We start from the raw sequence: 16,754 nt of genomic DNA, 5'->3' as shown, positions 1-16,754 counted from the left end.
AAAATTACAGCCCTATCAGGCTGCGGGTTAGCACTCGCAGCCGTTCGTAGACTACACACTTGCTCAAGCTTAAACTGCCCGATTCTGAATAAACGCCAACTGTACCCGCAGGCAGCGTGCCTTCTCGAAAATCGTCGAGTGCATTGAATTCGCCACCCTGCTCCACGCCACCTGCAGCCACTCGGCTTGCACGCACCACGCTAACACCATTTAATAGAAGTCGACGTAACACGGGCACGCAGAATTCGGGAATGTTGCCGTGTCCCGGTGCAGCAACAACAACGGATGCAGGCTTGCGGTTCAGAAGGTCATTCAATTGACGCAGCGGCCCGTTACCCGGCACACAAAAAACAATGGGCACCTCCATGGCTTCAAACAAGGGATGCGCCAGCGTATCTGTACCAAACAGATTGGAAAACTGTCCAGGAACACCCAAATCAGCGGGTGGACTTAAGGTATTCAGACTACTGAACCAATTCGAATCTGACAGCATGGAATATGGACCATCAAATGCATCCAAACCGGCCGTGCTTTGTTTTTCCACACACTGCGCGGCTGTAAACAGTCCCTGCATGCACAAACCGAATGGTGCTTCATAAACAGGCTGGTCGCACGGTAAACACTGCACGGCGAAATCGAGAGCACCACTTAAATTGACAGGTCCGTCAGCATTGTCCGCATCGGAAGGCAACATGGCGCCGGTAAAAACCAATGGTTTGGTCAAAAGCGGCGCGGGCAAAGTGAGATAAAGGAAGTACAGCATGTCTTCCATGGTGTCGGTTCCGTGCGTCACCAATATTGCATCTACATTGGGGGACCGAAGCAAACGGATCAACGCGGCACGCAATTGCAGCATGTGGGTCAATTCAAGGTTTTGGCTACCGATGCTATAGGGCTGCTCAAAATGCCATTGTGCACGGCGCAGCAAACCCGGAATATTCATCACAAGGCTTTCACCACTGCGCTGTGCCGATTCATAAGCCCAGGTTTCAGAGCCTTCGATCAGGGTGCCTGCAATGGTGCCACCGGTGGCCACCAAGGCCACACGCGGCAGAGTATCAAGCGTTTGTGGGTGTGTCATCGTCATCAAGCGGGTCCGCCTTGCCGTCATTTAAACCGAGCAACTCAATCGCGTCTTTTTCAGGCAGCTCATCGACACCTTTCAGTTTTCTCTGCATGACGCGTGAACGTGTTTCGGCCTGCTCGATATTCTTTGCAGCGCGTTCAAGTGTGTCGCGTGTTTTGGCGAGTATGTCACCAAACTTGCCGAACTCGGTTTTAACCGCGCTGAGCACAGTCCATACCTCGCTGGAACGCTTTTCAAGCGCCAGTGTTTTAAAGCCCAATTGCAAGGCGTTCAACAAGGTGGTTAGAGTGATTGGACCCGCCACGGTGACGCGGTGCAAGCGCTGCAAATCATCAACCAAACCAGGACGCTTCACGACTTCTGCATACAAGCCTTCGGTGGGCAAAAACAGAATGCCGAAATCGGTGGTGTACGGCGGCGCCAAGTATTTCTCGGCAATGGTTTTTGCCTCGGCGCGTATGGCCATTTCAAGGGCTTTGGAGGCGACCGCAACGCCATCGGCATCTGCCCGGTCAAAGCATTCCTGAAGGCGCTCGTATTGTTCTTTGGGAAATTTTGAATCGATGGGCAACCACACGGGTTGATCGTCTTCCTTGCCGGGCAAGCGCACCGCAAATTCAACAATATTGTGACTGCCAGGCACGGGCTTGATGTTACGGCCAAACTGCGAGGGGGTCAGCATTTGTTCAAGCAGGGCCTGTAGCTGAACTTCGCCCCAGGTGCCCCGGCTTTTTACGTTAGTAAGCACGCGCTTCAAATCGCCAACACCGGTGGCCAGTGTTTGCATTTCACCCAACCCTTTGTACACCTGCTCCAGGCGCTCGCTGACTTGTTTGAACGACTCGCCCAAACGGGTCTCAAGCGTGGCGTGAAGTTTTTCATCCACGGTTTTACGCATCAACTCCAGCTTGCTGGCGTTGTCTTCCTGCATGTCCTTCAGCTTCTGTTCAACTGACAAACGAATTTGCGTGAGCTGATCTTGAATCAGCGTATTGGTGCGATGCAGGGTTTCAGAAAACTGGTTCAGCTTTTCAGATTGCAGCTGGTTGCCTTGGGTAAATTGCCCCACGATAACCTGCTGCAAACCATGGGCAGCCTGTTGGCTTTCTGTGCGGGCTTGCGCAAAAGTTTGCGTCAACAATTCAGATTGTTTGCTTTGGCGCGCTTCGATGTCCTGGTTGAGCAGGCGAAGTTGCTTGCCCAATTCTTCAGATGCAAAACGCTGCTGCGCCTGGGTATCCATGACCTCATCCAGATTTGCAAGAACCTGCTGCTGAAACTGCGCCAATTCTGCGGAGTTGTCGACCGTCATTTTCCGGTAGACCAGCACCAAACCAATCAACACCAGCACCAGCAAACCCACCACAGCCCACATCAATTGCACATCCATCAACTTATTCGCCCTTGATCGAAATGGTGTTCAAGCCCTTGGCACTGCCTTCGGGATCGGGTTTGTTGCGCATCCAGTCTGCAGTGCGGAAAAATGAAAGCATCAGCCCTTCGATCACTTTCTCGGGCAGTTGCATTGAGCGCAGGGCGTTCACCATGCATAGCAGCCATTGGTCGCGGTCTTCACTGGAGATGGGAAATGGCATGTGGCGCATGCGCAAACGCGGATGGCCAAATTGAGGTGAGTACAAGTCGGGGCCACCCAACCAACCCGACAAAAACAGGTAAAACTTTTCGCGTGAATGATCGAGGTGCACCGGGTGTAATTTGCGAATTCGCTCAAAACTGGGGTTTTGATCCATCTCGTCGTAGAACAGATCGACCAGCTTGCGCACGCCCACCTGTTGCTCCTCGGGCGTGCTGCCAAAGTAAACAATCGGTGGTTTGGGTTGGGCGCTATCGCTACTGATTGAATCGTTGTTGCTCATGAAAATGCCGGTGTGTGGATTACTGAAAATTCGTAATCCACATTGTACCGGCATGAAACAGATTTAAGCAGTGGCTTGCCTTAAGGTTTGCATTACAGGCGCACGGCACACCTTGTTGACCGACCAGGCACCAAACAGCACCGACACCACTGCACCGGCAACTACACCCGCGACAATGTGCAAAGGCGACAGGAAGTATTCAAACTCGAACACAAAATGTGCAACGCCCCAACCCAAGCCTTGCGCAGCAATGGCTGCCACCAGGCCCGCCAGGGCGCCCAACACGGAAAGCTCAAGCCATGCCGCGCGTTGCAACTGGGCTGTTGATGCACCCATGGCGCGGTAAATTGCAGCCTCGCGAGTGCGTACCCGTGCGCCTGTCATGACACAAGCCACCACCACCAAACCGCCGGCAGCTACAGTGAACAAAAATACGAACTGAACAGCCTGGCCCACCTGCCCCAAAATTTTACGCAGTTGGGTGATCACCAGTTCCGTGTCCAGCACGGTAAGGTTTGGATATTCGCGCACCAATTCTCGCGAAACAGGAATGGCTTTGTCCTTCTGCAAGCTCACAGAGGTGATCCAGGTTTGCGGAAAGCTTTGCAGCACCTCGGTTGGAAACACCATGAAGAAATTCACTTCCATGGAATCCCAACGCAGTTCACGAATGCTGGTGATTTCTGCGGTCAGCGGCGTACCTGCGATGTCGAAGGTGAGCTTGTCGCCCATGCCGATGCCCAAACGCTCGGCCACGCCATCTTCAACAGACACCTCGGCCTTCACCGGTGTTTCATCAAACCAGCTGCCGGCCGCAATGGAGTTGTGCGTGGGCAAAGTGTCAGCAAAGCTCAAGTTCAATTCACGTTCAACAGTGTTGCGCGCGCGCTCATCGGTGAATGTTTCGGCCGTGATGATTTCGTCGTTAATGGCGCTTAAACGCCCGCGCACCATGGGGTACAAATTCACAGGGCTTTGACTGGCCGTGTTCAAGGTTTGTTGAACACCTTCAACCTGATCAGGCTGAATGTTGAACACAAAGCGATTGGGCGCATCTTCGGGCACAGCTTCTTGCCAACGGTCAATCAAATCACCCTGCACCACTGCCAACATCAGCAGTGCAGCCAAGCCCAGGGCCAGGCTGACGCCCTGCAACACCAAAGTACTTGCACGTTTGGACATGCTTTGAAAAACCGCGATGTGGGTGCCTGCGCTTTTTCGGCCCTTGCCCAAATAAGCCAGCGCCTTTAAAAGCCCCCAGAACAACAGGGCGAACACCAGTGAGGTACCCACAAAACCTGCAAACAACAACAGGGCCAGCACCACATTGTTCACAATCAGCAAACACACCGCGATTGCAGTGAAAACGCCAAACAGCACGGACAACACCAGTTGCCCCCGACTGCTTTTCAAGGTTTGGTGCCGAATGACAGCCACGGCAGGCGCACGCAGTGCATACCAGGTGGGCACCGCCGCAAAACCCAGCAACAACAACGCCGACAACAACATGCCCATGGGCAGGTAATGCAAACCAGCCAAAGGCAAATCAACACCCACGAGTTCAGCCAGCAAGGCCAGCAGGCCCCAATGCGCGGCCCAACCCAAGGCAACACCCAACGCGCCTGCACCCAGGGTCAGCATGCCCATGCCAATTACCCACATGCGCAACAAACGTTTGGGTGTATAGCCCAGGCTTTTCAGCACGGCCAGTTCGCTGGCTTGCTCTTTGGCAAACAAATGCGCCACCAGTGCAATGCCCACGCAAGCCACCATGGTGCCGATCAAGGCGGCCATGGCCAAAAAGTCGTTGGCACGTTCCAAAGTATTGCTTACCTCGGGGCGCCCATTTTCCAGCGTTTCAATTTCTTCCACTGGCGAGAGCACGGGCGTGAGTTCACTGATCAATTGATCCACCACGGGCTGTGCGCCCGTGAAATAAATGCGCCAGGTTGCACGAGACCCCAAACCCAACAACCTGGATTCTTCCAGGTCGGCTGTGTTCATCATCACGCGGGGGGCGAAGTTCACAAAGCCACCGCCACGGTCGGGCTCGACCAAAATAACCCGGGTCACAGGGCGGGTTATTTCGCCCACCTGTATTGAATCGCCGAGCTGCACATCCAGCGAACCCAGTACGCCTTGGTCTACCCACAACTCGCCTTGAGGCGGGCCACTGGCCACTTTTTCATCCTGGCCCTGTGCATTGCGCACGGTGAGTTGGCCTCGAAGAGGATAGGTGTTGTTCACCGCCTTCAATGAAACCAGCAAATCAACGCGCTCGGAAGGCACGACACTGGGAAATACAACGCTTTCTGCTTTCTTGAGATTTGCGTAGTCCGGCTTGTCAAGAATTGAAAGCCAGGGCGCATTGTCGGTGTTCCGCTTGGATTCAATGACCAGATCGCCGCCCAGCATCTGGCTGGCATCGCGCACCAAGGCCGCCTCGATTCGCGCTGAGAACACACCCACAGACGAAATGGCAGCCACGGCCAGGACCAAAGCCACGAACAAAATACGGAACGATGCACGGCGAGACTGCCGCGCCCAATACTGAAAAGACTGCATGAAGGAAGCGCTTGCTGGATAAAACACCAGTTTAGGACAAAGCGTGGGGGTACAGGTTCCCCTGTTTATTGCGGCGCAGTAATTTCTTCACGAATAAAACACGCAAAAAATCGACCGATCGTGCTATTTTGAACGCAGACTCCAACAACAAAGATTACTTTTCAGTAACATAAGTAAATACATTACAAAAAACTACCGATTTTTAAGGAGACGGTAACGTGTCTGACGCATTCCCCCATTTGAATTCTCCGCTTGATCTCGGCTTCACTACCCTGCGCAACCGCATCATGATGGGTTCGATGCACACCGGCCTTGAGGACAAGTACAAGGAATTTGACAAATTCGCCGCCTATTTTGAGGCGCGTGCAAAAGGTGGCACAGCCCTGATTGTGACGGGTGGCTTTTCACCCAACCTGGAAGGCTGGCTATACCCGTTTGCATCCAAGTTGAGCAGCAGTGGTGCCATCAGACACCACAAGAAAGTAACCGAAGCCGTGCACAAACACGACGGCAAAATCGTGATGCAGTTGTTGCACGCAGGCCGCTATGCCTACCATCCGCTCAGCGTGTCCGCATCAAACGTGAAATCATCGATCAACCCGTTCAAGCCTCGGGAAATTGGTGATTTCGGCATTCGCCGCACTATTGCGGCATTTGCCCGATCCGCAAAAATTGCTCAGGAAGCCGGTTACGACGGTGTTGAAGTGATGGGCTCGGAAGGCTACTTCCTGAACCAGTTCATTTGCAAACGCACCAACCATCGCACGGATCGCTGGGGTGGTTCAGTTGAAAACCGTGCGCGTTTGTCGGTTGAAATTGTTCGCCGAATCCGCGAGACCGTGGGTGAAAAGTTCATCATCATTTACCGCCATTCCCTGCTGGATTTGGTCGAGGGTGGCAACACCTGGGATGAAGTCAGCTACATCGCCAAAGAGATCGAGAAAGCTGGCGCCACAATGATCAACACCGGCATTGGTTGGCATGAAGCGCGTGTACCTACCATTGTGACCTCCGTGCCCCGTGCAGCCTTTGCTGAACTGACTGCCCGCTTGCGCAAGGAAATCAAGATTCCTGTGATTGCATCGAACCGGATCAACAAACCCGATGTGGCCGAGCAATTGCTGGCCGATGGTGCTTGCGACATGGTGTCGATGGCTCGCCCCTTGTTGGCAGATCCGGAATTTGCAATCAAGGCCAAAGAAGGCCGCGCTGATGAAATCAATGTGTGCATTGCCTGTAACCAGGCTTGCCTGGACCACACGTTCAGCTTGAAGCGTGCTTCTTGCCTGGTGAACCCGCGCGCCTGCCATGAACTTGAAATTGTGGACAAACCCCTGGAGCGCAAAAAGAAAATTGCAGTGGTGGGCGCAGGCCCCGCAGGCCTGGCAGCCGCCACTGAACTGGCACGCCGTGGTCACCATGTAACGCTGTTCGACAAGGCCAGTGAAATTGGCGGCCAGTTCAATATGGCCAAACAGATTCCGGGCAAGGAAGAGTTTCATGAAACCATCAGCTACTTCAAACGCCAACTGGAATTGAAGAAAGTGGATGTGCGCCTGAACACCGTGGTGGATGCCGCGCTGGTGTCCAAAGAAAAATTTGAAGAAGTAATTCTCGCCACAGGCATCAAACCACGTACGCCTGGTATCGAAGGCATTGATCACCCCAAGGTGATGAGCTATATCGATGTACTGCTGCACAAGAAAGAAGTGGGGCGAAAAGTGGCTGTGATTGGCGCTGGCGGTATTGGTTTTGATGTGTCGGAATATTTGACACATGACTTTGCCCACCCTTCCCCCACGCTCGACCTGGAGAGCTGGAAAAAAGAATGGGGCATTACTTTTGACCCGAACAATGCAGGCGGCATTGATGGCGTACAAGCCGAGCCACCCAAGCCTGCGCGTGAGGTGTGGTTGTGCCAGCGCAAAGACGAACCCTTGGGCAAGCGCTTGGGTAAAACATCAGGCTGGGTGCACAAGGCCAGTTTGAAAAGCCGCCGTGTTCACTTCATGCAAGGCGTTGAATATTTGAAGATTGATGACCGTGGTTTGCATGTGATGAGCGCGCACGGCCCGCAAATTCTGGAAGTGGACAACATTATTGTGTGCGCTGGCCAAGATCCCTTGCGTGAACTGGTTGAACCGATTGAAGCACTGGGCGTGCCCGTGCATTTGGTGGGTGGTTCATCCGTGGCTGCGGAACTGGACGCCAAACGCGCAATTAACCAAGCCACTCGCCTGGCTGTAACCCTGTAAAGGCAGAACAAAAAATGACCGAAAAATCGATGCTGCAAAAGGTGTACGCGCAAGTAGACAAACTGCCCACACCTTTGAAAACCCGTGCCTTTACCCTGCTGTTTGGCCGTGCGGTGAAATACTTCAAAACCAGTGGTTTGAAATTCGAGTGGATTGAGCCCAATCATTCAATTGTGGTGATCAAAAACCGGCCCACTGTGCAAAACCACATTGGCACCGTGCATGCTGTGGCCATGATCATGATTGCTGAATCAGCCACTGGCGCATTGGTGGGTTTGAATGTACCCGCCAACGCCATACCGGTGATCAAGCGCATGGAAGTGGATTACCGCAAACGCGCAGCTGGCGACATGAAAGCCGAAGCCATGCTGACACAAGAACAAATCACCATGATGCAAACCGAAGAACGGGGTGAAGTGGATGTTGCTGTGACCATTACTGACGGCGAAAGCAAAGAACCTATCTTTGTTCGCGCCATTTGGGCCTGGACCCCAAAGCGCAAAGGCTAAACTAGAGAAAAACAGCAGGGAGACAAGCACATGGCGCCATTTGAATTCAGAACAGTGAACCGGATAGTTTGCGAATCGGGCAGTTCGCTTCGAATGGCTGACATGTTGGTCCCTTTGCTGACCCAACACGGGCTGCAAACGGCAAGAGTGTTCATGCTGGTTGACCCCTTTATTGCGGGCACTCAAACCTTCAAAACCATTTGTGAAAACCTGACTTCGGCTGGCCATGCCGTGCACATTTGCAACGATGTAGAACCAGACCCGCCCGAGGCCTTGGTGCACCGGGTAACCGCACTGGCCGTGGATTTCAAAGCCGATGTGGTAGTGGCCATCGGTGGCGGCTCAACACTCGATGTGGCCAAACTGATTGCCGTGTTGGCACGCGGTAAACAAGAACTGAAAACCATGTACGGCGTGGGCAATGTGAGCAGCGACAGGCTGCCATTGGTGCTGGTTCCCACCACCGCGGGCACAGGCAGTGAAGTAACCCCCATTTCCATTGTGACCACCGGTGTGGACACAAAAATGGGTGTGGTGTCGCCAGTGTTGTATGGCGACCTGGCCATTCTGGATGCCGACTGGACACTCAGCCTGCCCCAGCATGTAACAGCAGCCACTGGTATTGATGCCATGGTGCACGCCATAGAGGCCTACACCAGCAAACGGCTGAAAAATGCGTATGCGGATTTTTTGGCCTGCGAAGCACTAAGGCTACTGGCCGCCAACTTGCACACCGTGTGCAAAGAACCGGCAAACCGCGAAGCGCGCCAGGCGATGATGTTGGGCTCTTGCATGGCTGGCCAGGCTTTTGCCAACGCACCAGTGGGTGCTGTGCATGCCCTGGCCTATCCAATAGGTGGCATTTTTCACGTGCCGCATGGTTTGAGCAATTCACTGGTGTTGCCCCATGTATTGCGGTTTAACCTGCCTGCAGCAGAACAGCAATATGCAGAACTGGCCCAGGTATTGAAGCTGGGCCACCACGGTGACAATGCGTCTCAATTGGCACAGGCCTTCATTGATTACACTGCCACTTTGTCGCCTTCTACCGGTTTGCCGGTTGGCTTGCGTGAAGTGGGTATTGGCGAGAAAGATTTGCCCTTGATGGCCAGCGCTGCCATGCTTCAAACCCGCCTGCTGAGCAACAACCCACGCGATGTGAGCGAAGCTGAAGCATTGGCGATTTACCAAGCAGCGTACTAAAACAATCCATTTCAAATCATGACTACACTGGCCAACTACCCCCTGCATCAAACCGTTCAAACCCGTTGGCACGACAACGACATTTACGGTCATGTGAACAATGTGGTGTATTACAGTTACTTCGACAGCGTGGTGAACCGCTACCTGATCGAAGAAGGCGGACTCGATATTCACAACGGCGAGGTGGTGGGTTTTGTGGTGGAAAGCCAGTGCAAGTACCTGAAACCACTGGCCTACCCGGAACCGGTTACCGCGGGCCTGCGCGTGGGCAAACTGGGCAATAGTTCAGTGCGATATGAACTGGGCTTGTTCAATGCTGCGGGCGAATTGTGTGCAGAAGGCTATTTCATTCATGTGTTTGTGAACAAGGCCAGCAACACCCCCACACCGATACCCGAAGGCATTCGAAGCAAGCTGACCTTGCTGGTGGTTTAATCAGGGTTCGTATTGTTCCCGAATTTTTTTCGCCACTTGCAGTAAGCCTGCCGGAGATAAATCATTCAGTTCAATCAAAGGTGATTCATCAATATTCGGGTACTCGCGCAAAATGGAGCGTCGGTAAGCCGGGTCGTAATGGTGGGTCATCAAACGTTCAAACAGCTCGGGCATTCGGCGGGCTGCAGCCAACTGTTCCCATACTTCAAATTCAGCGCCACCGACAAGGCTGCGAATAAAACGCAGTCGTTCGAGCATGCCTTCCGGATCTTCTTCAAAGTGTTTGTAATCCTGCCGCCACAACTCAACCCGCTGCTGCATGTCGGCGTGCACGCGAATGGTTTTGCTTTTGCGCATGGAATCGAGCATGGACGTGGGTAGCTGAACATTGCCGATTTTCTTGCTTTCCGCTTCTACAAACAGGGGTCGAGCTGGATCGCATTGCGCGAGTTCCTGCAGCAACAAGGTGTCAAAATACTTCTGGGACGGCTGTGGGGTACCCGGCAGCGCACCAATGATTGAACCCCTGTGGCGGGCAATTGCTTCAAGATCAACCACCTGGCAACCCGCCTCACGCAGGGCATACAGCAGGCGGGTTTTGCCGCAACCTGTGGGGCCGCTAAGCACGTGGTAATTGAATTTCGTGGGCGCTACTTCAAGCTGGTCATTCACCCAGCGGCGGTAGGCTTTCCAGCCTCCCGGCAATTTCTGGACGTCGTAACCAATGGTTTCAAGCGCATCAACCCACAACTTGCTGCGCTTGCCACCCCGGAAGCAGTACACCAGCACCTTGGCGTTTTTGGGATATTTGGGTAAATCTTCGCGAAGGTGACGCGCAATGTTGGCCAGCGAGTAGCGCACACCGATGCTGTACGCACCCATTTTGTCGGTTCGGTGAAGTGTGCCCACCTCTGCATATTCATCGTTGTTGACCACCGGCATATTGACGGCACCGGGAATGTGGTCCTCCCCGTACTCGCGGGGCGAGCGTGCGTCAATAATCAGGTTGTAAGCGGAAAAATCATGCATGGAAAAAGCCGAAGTCAAAACGAAGGTTCAGCCCGGCAGAATAACGCAAAACAGGGCCTCGGTTTTACAACTAGGTTGGCAAATTCCGACCTGGCAGGGTTTTTAAGCCGCCCGCAATTGTTTTAACGCCTTTCCAGTCGGCGGCTTTTCGTTTTTGTAACATGGGCCACAACTTCATCAGCAATTGCGCAGTGGCCAACACATCAGCTGCGGCCTGGTGGCGTTGTTCACATTCAATGCCATAACGCTGCATCCACACATCCAGCGGAAGCTGGTGGTTTTCCTTGTGCAGTACAGCCGCCAAATGTTCCAAATCCAGCCAATGCCTGTGGGTTGTGCGGCCAAGCACCTTGCGCAGTGCTTTGTTGATCAGGATTTCATCAAACCAGCTGTGAAAGGCAATCAAGGGGGAATGGCCCACATAGCGCAGGAATTCAGACAAAGCCACTTCGGCTTTGACTCCTTTTTGCTGTGCACCGATACCAATCCCGTGAATCAAAATATTGTTCTTGTCGATGGCCTCAAACTCGATCATGTCGACAATTTCGGGGGGTTGTTTGATGACGACTTCAAACGTATCAGTGAGCGAAATTCGTGGACGCCGTTGTGCATCAAATACAATCGCGGTGGCAGCAATTGAAATAAGCCGGTCTTTCTTCGGATTAAGACCCGATGACTCCACATCAAGCACCACCCAGCGGTCAGGGTTTGGGCTTGAAAAATCGAGCGTTTTAACCAAGCGATTCTTGATATAACTAGCCCAGCCTTGAGTAGGCAGCAGCTGACCCTGCAAAGTGGTGCTCAACGCATGTGCTCCATTTCGATCCGCTGCTGCAAGCGGCGCCCTACCCGGAAACATTCTTTCAGAATGCGGCGATCAATGTTGTCGAGTACATCGTAGTTCACCACATTGGGCTGGTCGGGAAGATCGGGCACAGCCACGCCTTCGTCCAGTTGAATGCGCAAGCGCATCATTTGCAAAAACTCAAAGGCGCTCACCCAAGCATCGCGGCGTTGCTCTTCGACACTCAGCCGCTTAGCCACGGCCTCGAAGCGACGACGAGTATTCACTTCATCAATCCCAAATACCAGTGAGAAAAAACGTGCCGCATCGACAAATACGGCGGTACCCTGCTTTTTCAAATCCAGAGTGCGAATGTCATCGATCTCAGTGGTGTCTATGCTGCCGTGCCAATTTAGGGGTGGGCGAAACCGCATGATGTTTTCAGCCAGAAGGCGCAGGAATATGGTGGACTCTTTGGCACGGGTCACAATGTAATCCCGAAGCGGCTGCGCCAGCTCCTTGTTGCCCGCCAAGGCACGGAGATCAAAAAATATGTTCACACGCAGCAGGTTTTCAGGCGTGGCCACATCGATCCATCGCGCAAACTTGTTCAACCATTCACCCGCTGTCATGCAGCACTCAGGGTTACTGGCCATGATATTGCCTTTGCACAAGGGGTAGCCGCACTGATCCAGGGTTTGATTCACTTCTTTGCCGAAGGCCAGCCAGCGAGGTCTGTCCACTTCTGGCTGATCGCTGATGAACAACAGGCCGTTATCCTGATCGGTGGCAATGGTTTGTTCAGAACGACCTTCCGAGCCGAAACTAAGCCAGCAGTAGCTGTTGGCATCAATGCCCATCCGGTTGCCCACCACTTCCAGAATACGCTCGGTGAGCACGTCGTTCAGATGGCTGATCAATTCAGTGAGCTGCTTGGCTGCAATGCCCTGACCCAACAGGTTCTTGGCAAAACTGCGAATGTCGTTGGCGCAGGCACGCAACATATCTGCATCTTGCGCTGAACGAATGTTGCTGCTGATTTGTTTCAACGACAAACGCTGCATGGCAAAAATATCCCGCTCAGACACTATTCCGCTCAGTTTGCCGTTGCGCGTCACGGGCACATGGCGAATGCCAAACCTGGACATCAACAGGGCAGCATCTTGGGCGGTACAACTTTCGTCCAGCGTATGAACGGGTGTGTTCATCACCTCAGCAATTTGTGAGGTCAGCGGTTTTTGGGCCATGGCCACGCGGGACAGCACATCCTGGCGGGTCAAAATGCCTTCAACAACCATGGCCTCATTCACCACAATCATGGAGCCAATCCGGTGCTCGTGCATCACCTCCAATACCTGTTTCAAGGGGGTGCTGGGGGCACAGGAAAAAGGCTCGTGACGGCACACATCGCGCAAAGGCTTTTCCAGCGTTTGCTCAGCCAGTGTTTGCGAGGAGTAAGCCACCTGAATCGCCTTTCGGGACAGGTCGAGAAACTGCATGGTGCGCCGGGTTAAATAATCGGAGAACACCGGGCTTTTACGCGCCAGGGCTTGCACACCGTCAAAAGTAAACATCAAACAGAAGGTGTCTTCGCGGGCGCTGTACGTCGCGGTCACTGCCCTTTTGGCCAGAAAAGCATTGACCGGGAACATTTCACCAGCCTCGTATTGAAACCCTGTGGAGGACAAATCCGCCAAACCCTTGCGACCCACAGTAGAGCCTTTCTCGACATAGTAAAGAAACTGGGGCGGGCCGTCCTCGGGCCGCACAATCACTTCGTTGGGTGCAAAGTAGGTTTCAGCGCAGCCCTCAAGCAGACAGTCCAGATCGCGAAGGGGAATTTCACTGAACGGTGCGTGCTTGACCAGCCTTTGTTTGATGTAGTCCAGCATTTGCCCGCTGGGGCTGGTACTGGTTTGGGCTGAATCAGGGGCAGCAGCCCCCGAATCGGCCACAGAAGCGGCATTCGGTCGATTCACAGTCTCTCCATTTGCTGGGCTAAATGGTTTTTATAATGGTTTTCCCTATTGTAGCCTCAGCACCTTACAAAAAGCTTGTTTCTTCCAAGCCACGTCACTTGAAAATAGTGCTTGCTTTGCGCCTGGGGCAGGAATATATTCGCGCAACTCTCCCCATGGCTGTTTTTTCCCGAGGTTAAATTGCAGTCAAATCCCACCACAATCATTGTTGATGGCGCCGGCGTTGAAGCGCTTTGCCAAAGCTGCGGCGTGTGCTGCTCCACGTTCAGGATCAGTTTTTATTGGGGGGAAACCACCGCAGCCGAAGGCGGCGTGGTGCCGGTTGAATTGACCGAGCAGATGAATCTGTACCGAAGCTGCATGAAAGGCAGCTCACAAAGCAAACCCCGTTGCATTGCGCTGGCAGGCAATATTGGTGAGTCGGTCAGCTGTACCATTTACGAGAACCGGCCCTCACCATGCCGCGAATACGATGTATTTGATGCCAAAGGCGAATTAAACCCGCGTTGTAACCAGGCGCGCGCCAAACACGGCCTTGCTCCATTGAATGTGCGTTTTGTGCCCGTCGCCGGTGTGCCGGATCACATCACCCTGCCCACCCCTGAGATCAACACTGGCAGTTAATCAACTTGCACCGCTGAATGTGTCTTGATCATGTTCATTGAGAGCCGCACGAACGGCTTTTGCATTGTCCAAAGCCTGAGCATTGTCGCCGTGCACACACAGTGTTTGAGCAATAATCACGAGGCTTGAACCATCCAGGCACTGCAACGGCCCGCCTCGAACAATCAATTCAGCCTGTGTCTTGACCTGAATTGGGTCGTGAAGTACAGCACCGGGCTGGCTTCGTGGTGCCAAAGCGCCTGTGCTTAGGTAAACTCGATCCGGGAAAGCTTCCTCAACCACCTCGATGCCAGCTGAGCGAGCCCACGCCACCAACGGACTTCCAGCCAAAGCCAGTAGCTTGAGGTGTGGAAAAGCCTGGGCCAAATCGATTAGAAGCTCAGCTTCAGCGGTCTGGAAAGCAGCATCGTTGTACAACTGCCCATGGGGTTTGAAATGCCCAGAGGTACACCCCAGTTTCGCGGCGATGTTTTCAAAGAACTCCATTTGCTGTTTCAATTCACTCAGCAACTGCGTAGCTGAACCCTCGGGCTTTCGACGCCCGAACCCTGCCCGGTCCGGGTAACTGGGATGGGCGCCCACCTGTACGCCGTGGTCGAGCGCCAACTTGCAGGCCAGGCGAATACTGTGTTCATCACCAGCATGCCCGCCACAGGCAATATTGGCCCAGTCGATAATCTTGAACAAGGCTTCGTCGTGGGCACAACCTTCGCCCAAATCAGCATTAATCCACATCACCGCTTGCCTTGTTGCATTCAATGGCGTGTTGGTAGCGTTTGTATTCATGTTCATGCTTTGCGTGCAAGCGCCTTGCCTGCTGTTGATCCACCAGTACCCAGCTTACGCTTTCCCCGGCACCAAGTTGCGACAATTTCCAGAGGTCGCAAGACAACACACTGCCCAGACGGGGGTAGCCGCCGGTGACCTGAGCCTCGCACAGCAGCACCACCAGTTGCCCACTGGGGGGCAGCTGCACCAGCCCCGGGTGAACGGCATGAGAGCGCAAGGACAACGCTTGTTTCAGCGATAAAGGTGACTCTGAAGCCTCAAGCCGATAGCCCATTCTGCTGCTTTGAGTACCCAGGCTAAAATGTTGGCGTGTAAACAGGTGTTGCGAATTCTCGCTGAGTTCAAAAAATTCCGGACCAGGCAAAAAATGAAGCACCAGGGGAACAAAATGCCCGGAGCGAGCAAGCGGCATGGCCAAACGAACACCAGTTCGTATGCTGGGAGCAAACTGCTGGGTAAAATGAAGTTCATCCCCGACTTGCAAGGCCCTGCCTTGCAAACCGCCGAAGCCGGCGGCAAGACAAGTGCTGCGGGAATCCATAATTTCAGGCAGATCCACACCACCTTGCACGCACAACATATTCCAGAAGCCCAAATGAGGTGGTTTGGTGCGCAGTACATCACCCTCCTGCAATGTTAAAACTTGACCGCACAACACCGATTTGTTGTTCAATAAAGCCTGGGCGCCGCGGTTTGCAAACAATACCTGGCATGGCTTGGCGCATACAAAATCGAATTGGCCCATAAGCTCAAGACACGCTGAATTGACAGCGTTACCCAAAGCCAGGTTACCCAAACCGAACGAGAAGGGATCCAGCACTCCACCGATGGGCACACCCTCATGCTGGTATCCCCAACGCCCGAGGTCGCTGACAATACCCTGCCCTTGAGCTCTGACTACTTTAAGCATGATCAGCCCGAATGAATTGAACTGTGTCACCAGCCTTGAACAGTGAATGCCCTTCCTGATCTGTACGTTCAGGATCAAAAAGGACCTGCTCGACGTGCCCCATCAAATGCCATCCACCGGGACTTTCCCAGGGGTACACCGCGCAGTAATGAGCGGCAATCGCCAATGTACCAGCTGGTACACGCGGGCGCGGCGTTTCCCGGCGCGGGAACTGAAGCTGTTTGGGTAAACCTGTAAGGTAGGCGAAGCCGGGTAAAAAGCCCAAAAACTGAACGGTATAAATAATGCTGCTGTGCAAGTCAATTACTTCAGTCGGGCTTAGCCCAGTTTGCCCGGCCAACCAGTCGAGATCTTGCCCGGCCACGCCACCGTAATGCACAACAATGTGATGATGGCAGCCCGGTTTGTTGGCATCCATCCTAACCTTCCCGAGTTTGGTCAGTGTGCGGTCAAGTTGATCAAGCAAGGCCTCGCACCGCCCTGTTACAACTATTGAATTTTCAAACAAAACAGTAATTGACTGATCCGTCTGAACACACTGACAGACAGGCCAGTCCTGGGTTTCAAAAGACTGGATCAATTCCTCGCGAAACAGCGCCAGCTCGGTTGGGTAAACACTGGCGGCCCAGTCTATCTGGATAGCGCGATCGGAAAGAAGGTAAGCCTTGGGCATGGAAGCACCAAAAGTTGGAACAACAGACTTTGAGT

Annotated in this window: 15 protein-coding genes; 5 read left to right on the top strand and 10 right to left on the bottom strand. The window is 53.4% G+C overall.

What is annotated here, in order from left to right; translation table 11 throughout:
• Positions 1-4: 4 nt before the first annotated feature.
• The 4 genes from B4N58_RS00690 to B4N58_RS00675 form a co-directional block, all read right to left on the bottom strand.
• The gene (locus B4N58_RS00690) at positions 5-1,087 is read right to left on the bottom strand and encodes an asparaginase (protein WP_291744923.1); all 1,083 of its coding nucleotides are present in this window, start codon (positions 1,085-1,087) and stop codon (positions 5-7) included.
• Positions 1,059-2,477, bottom strand: a complete 1,419-nt coding sequence (locus B4N58_RS00685; RefSeq protein ID WP_291744921.1) for a DNA recombination protein RmuC — start codon at positions 2,475-2,477, stop codon at positions 1,059-1,061. Before B4N58_RS00685 ends, B4N58_RS00690 begins: the two co-directional genes overlap by 29 nt.
• Before the next feature lie 4 nt (positions 2,478-2,481).
• Positions 2,482-2,964 (bottom strand): group II truncated hemoglobin, encoded by a 483-nt coding sequence (locus B4N58_RS00680; RefSeq protein ID WP_008249056.1) that lies wholly within the window; start codon positions 2,962-2,964, stop codon positions 2,482-2,484.
• A 63-nt stretch (positions 2,965-3,027) separates the two neighbouring features.
• The gene (locus B4N58_RS00675) at positions 3,028-5,529 is read right to left on the bottom strand and encodes an ABC transporter permease (RefSeq protein WP_291744918.1); all 2,502 of its coding nucleotides are present in this window, start codon (positions 5,527-5,529) and stop codon (positions 3,028-3,030) included.
• Positions 5,530-5,747: 218 nt separating this feature from the next.
• Here B4N58_RS00675 and B4N58_RS00670 point away from each other — a divergent pair, with 218 nt between their 5' ends.
• The 4 genes from B4N58_RS00670 to B4N58_RS00655 are packed head-to-tail and all read left to right on the top strand — an operon-like array spanning position 5,748 to position 9,931.
• On the top strand, positions 5,748-7,784 hold the full coding sequence (locus tag B4N58_RS00670) for an NADPH-dependent 2,4-dienoyl-CoA reductase (RefSeq protein ID WP_291744916.1): 2,037 nt from the start codon (positions 5,748-5,750) through the stop codon (positions 7,782-7,784).
• A 14-nt stretch (positions 7,785-7,798) separates the two neighbouring features.
• Entirely contained in the window at positions 7,799-8,293 is a 495-nt protein-coding gene (locus B4N58_RS00665) for a DUF4442 domain-containing protein (protein ID WP_008249053.1), read from the top strand.
• A 30-nt stretch (positions 8,294-8,323) separates the two neighbouring features.
• Positions 8,324-9,496, top strand: coding sequence for an iron-containing alcohol dehydrogenase (locus B4N58_RS00660; RefSeq protein WP_291744913.1), 1,173 nt, complete (start codon positions 8,324-8,326; stop codon positions 9,494-9,496).
• An 18-nt stretch (positions 9,497-9,514) separates the two neighbouring features.
• The gene (locus B4N58_RS00655) at positions 9,515-9,931 is read left to right on the top strand and encodes an acyl-CoA thioesterase (protein WP_008249051.1); all 417 of its coding nucleotides are present in this window, start codon (positions 9,515-9,517) and stop codon (positions 9,929-9,931) included.
• Here the strand turns inward: B4N58_RS00655 and mnmH are convergent, their stop codons facing one another.
• The 3 genes from mnmH to B4N58_RS00640 form a co-directional block, all read right to left on the bottom strand.
• Positions 9,932-10,960, bottom strand: a complete 1,029-nt coding sequence (gene mnmH / locus B4N58_RS00650) for a tRNA 2-selenouridine(34) synthase MnmH (RefSeq protein WP_291744910.1) — start codon at positions 10,958-10,960, stop codon at positions 9,932-9,934.
• A gap of 70 nt (positions 10,961-11,030) precedes the next feature.
• Positions 11,031-11,765, bottom strand: a complete 735-nt coding sequence (locus B4N58_RS00645) for a 3'-5' exonuclease (RefSeq protein WP_291744908.1) — start codon at positions 11,763-11,765, stop codon at positions 11,031-11,033.
• Positions 11,762-13,723, bottom strand: coding sequence for a DUF294 nucleotidyltransferase-like domain-containing protein (locus tag B4N58_RS00640; RefSeq protein WP_291744906.1), 1,962 nt, complete (start codon positions 13,721-13,723; stop codon positions 11,762-11,764). The genes B4N58_RS00645 and B4N58_RS00640 overlap by 4 nt, the downstream gene beginning before the upstream one ends.
• 180 nt (positions 13,724-13,903) lie before the next feature.
• Here B4N58_RS00640 and B4N58_RS00635 point away from each other — a divergent pair, with 180 nt between their 5' ends.
• On the top strand, positions 13,904-14,347 hold the full coding sequence (locus B4N58_RS00635; protein WP_291744903.1) for a YkgJ family cysteine cluster protein: 444 nt from the start codon (positions 13,904-13,906) through the stop codon (positions 14,345-14,347).
• Here the strand turns inward: B4N58_RS00635 and B4N58_RS00630 are convergent, their stop codons facing one another.
• The 3 genes from B4N58_RS00630 to pxpB are packed head-to-tail and all read right to left on the bottom strand — an operon-like array spanning position 14,348 to position 16,719.
• Entirely contained in the window at positions 14,348-15,133 is a 786-nt protein-coding gene (locus B4N58_RS00630; protein ID WP_291744901.1) for a LamB/YcsF family protein, read from the bottom strand.
• On the bottom strand, positions 15,072-16,046 hold the full coding sequence (locus B4N58_RS00625) for a biotin-dependent carboxyltransferase family protein (protein ID WP_008249027.1): 975 nt from the start codon (positions 16,044-16,046) through the stop codon (positions 15,072-15,074). Before B4N58_RS00625 ends, B4N58_RS00630 begins: the two co-directional genes overlap by 62 nt.
• Entirely contained in the window at positions 16,039-16,719 is a 681-nt protein-coding gene (gene pxpB, locus B4N58_RS00620) for a 5-oxoprolinase subunit PxpB (protein ID WP_291744898.1), read from the bottom strand. Before pxpB ends, B4N58_RS00625 begins: the two co-directional genes overlap by 8 nt.
• Positions 16,720-16,754: the final 35 nt, after the last annotated feature.

It is taken from the genome of Limnobacter sp. UBA3528, assembly GCF_002377005.1.
Classification (GTDB): Bacteria; Pseudomonadota; Gammaproteobacteria; order Burkholderiales; family Burkholderiaceae_B; genus Limnobacter.
The sequence above is the reverse complement of the archived record's forward strand: the minus strand, read 5'-3'. Positions and strand labels throughout refer to the sequence as shown.

What these genes read in the sequence shown, in the direction of transcription:
- B4N58_RS00690 (WP_291744923.1), bottom strand. Translation starts at nt 1,087, where the DNA reads ATGACGATGACACACCCACAAACGCTTGATACTCTGCCGCGTGTGGCC.
- B4N58_RS00685 (WP_291744921.1), bottom strand. Translation starts at nt 2,477, where the DNA reads ATGGATGTGCAATTGATGTGGGCTGTGGTGGGTTTGCTGGTGCTGGTG.
- B4N58_RS00680 (WP_008249056.1), bottom strand. Translation starts at nt 2,964, where the DNA reads ATGAGCAACAACGATTCAATCAGTAGCGATAGCGCCCAACCCAAACCA.
- B4N58_RS00675 (WP_291744918.1), bottom strand. Translation starts at nt 5,529, where the DNA reads ATGCAGTCTTTTCAGTATTGGGCGCGGCAGTCTCGCCGTGCATCGTTC.
- B4N58_RS00665 (WP_008249053.1), top strand. Translation starts at nt 7,799, where the DNA reads ATGACCGAAAAATCGATGCTGCAAAAGGTGTACGCGCAAGTAGACAAA.
- B4N58_RS00660 (WP_291744913.1), top strand. Translation starts at nt 8,324, where the DNA reads ATGGCGCCATTTGAATTCAGAACAGTGAACCGGATAGTTTGCGAATCG.
- B4N58_RS00655 (WP_008249051.1), top strand. Translation starts at nt 9,515, where the DNA reads ATGACTACACTGGCCAACTACCCCCTGCATCAAACCGTTCAAACCCGT.
- mnmH (WP_291744910.1), bottom strand. Translation starts at nt 10,960, where the DNA reads ATGCATGATTTTTCCGCTTACAACCTGATTATTGACGCACGCTCGCCC.
- B4N58_RS00630 (WP_291744901.1), bottom strand. Translation starts at nt 15,133, where the DNA reads ATGAATACAAACGCTACCAACACGCCATTGAATGCAACAAGGCAAGCG.
- B4N58_RS00625 (WP_008249027.1), bottom strand. Translation starts at nt 16,046, where the DNA reads ATGCTTAAAGTAGTCAGAGCTCAAGGGCAGGGTATTGTCAGCGACCTC.
- pxpB (WP_291744898.1), bottom strand. Translation starts at nt 16,719, where the DNA reads ATGCCCAAGGCTTACCTTCTTTCCGATCGCGCTATCCAGATAGACTGG.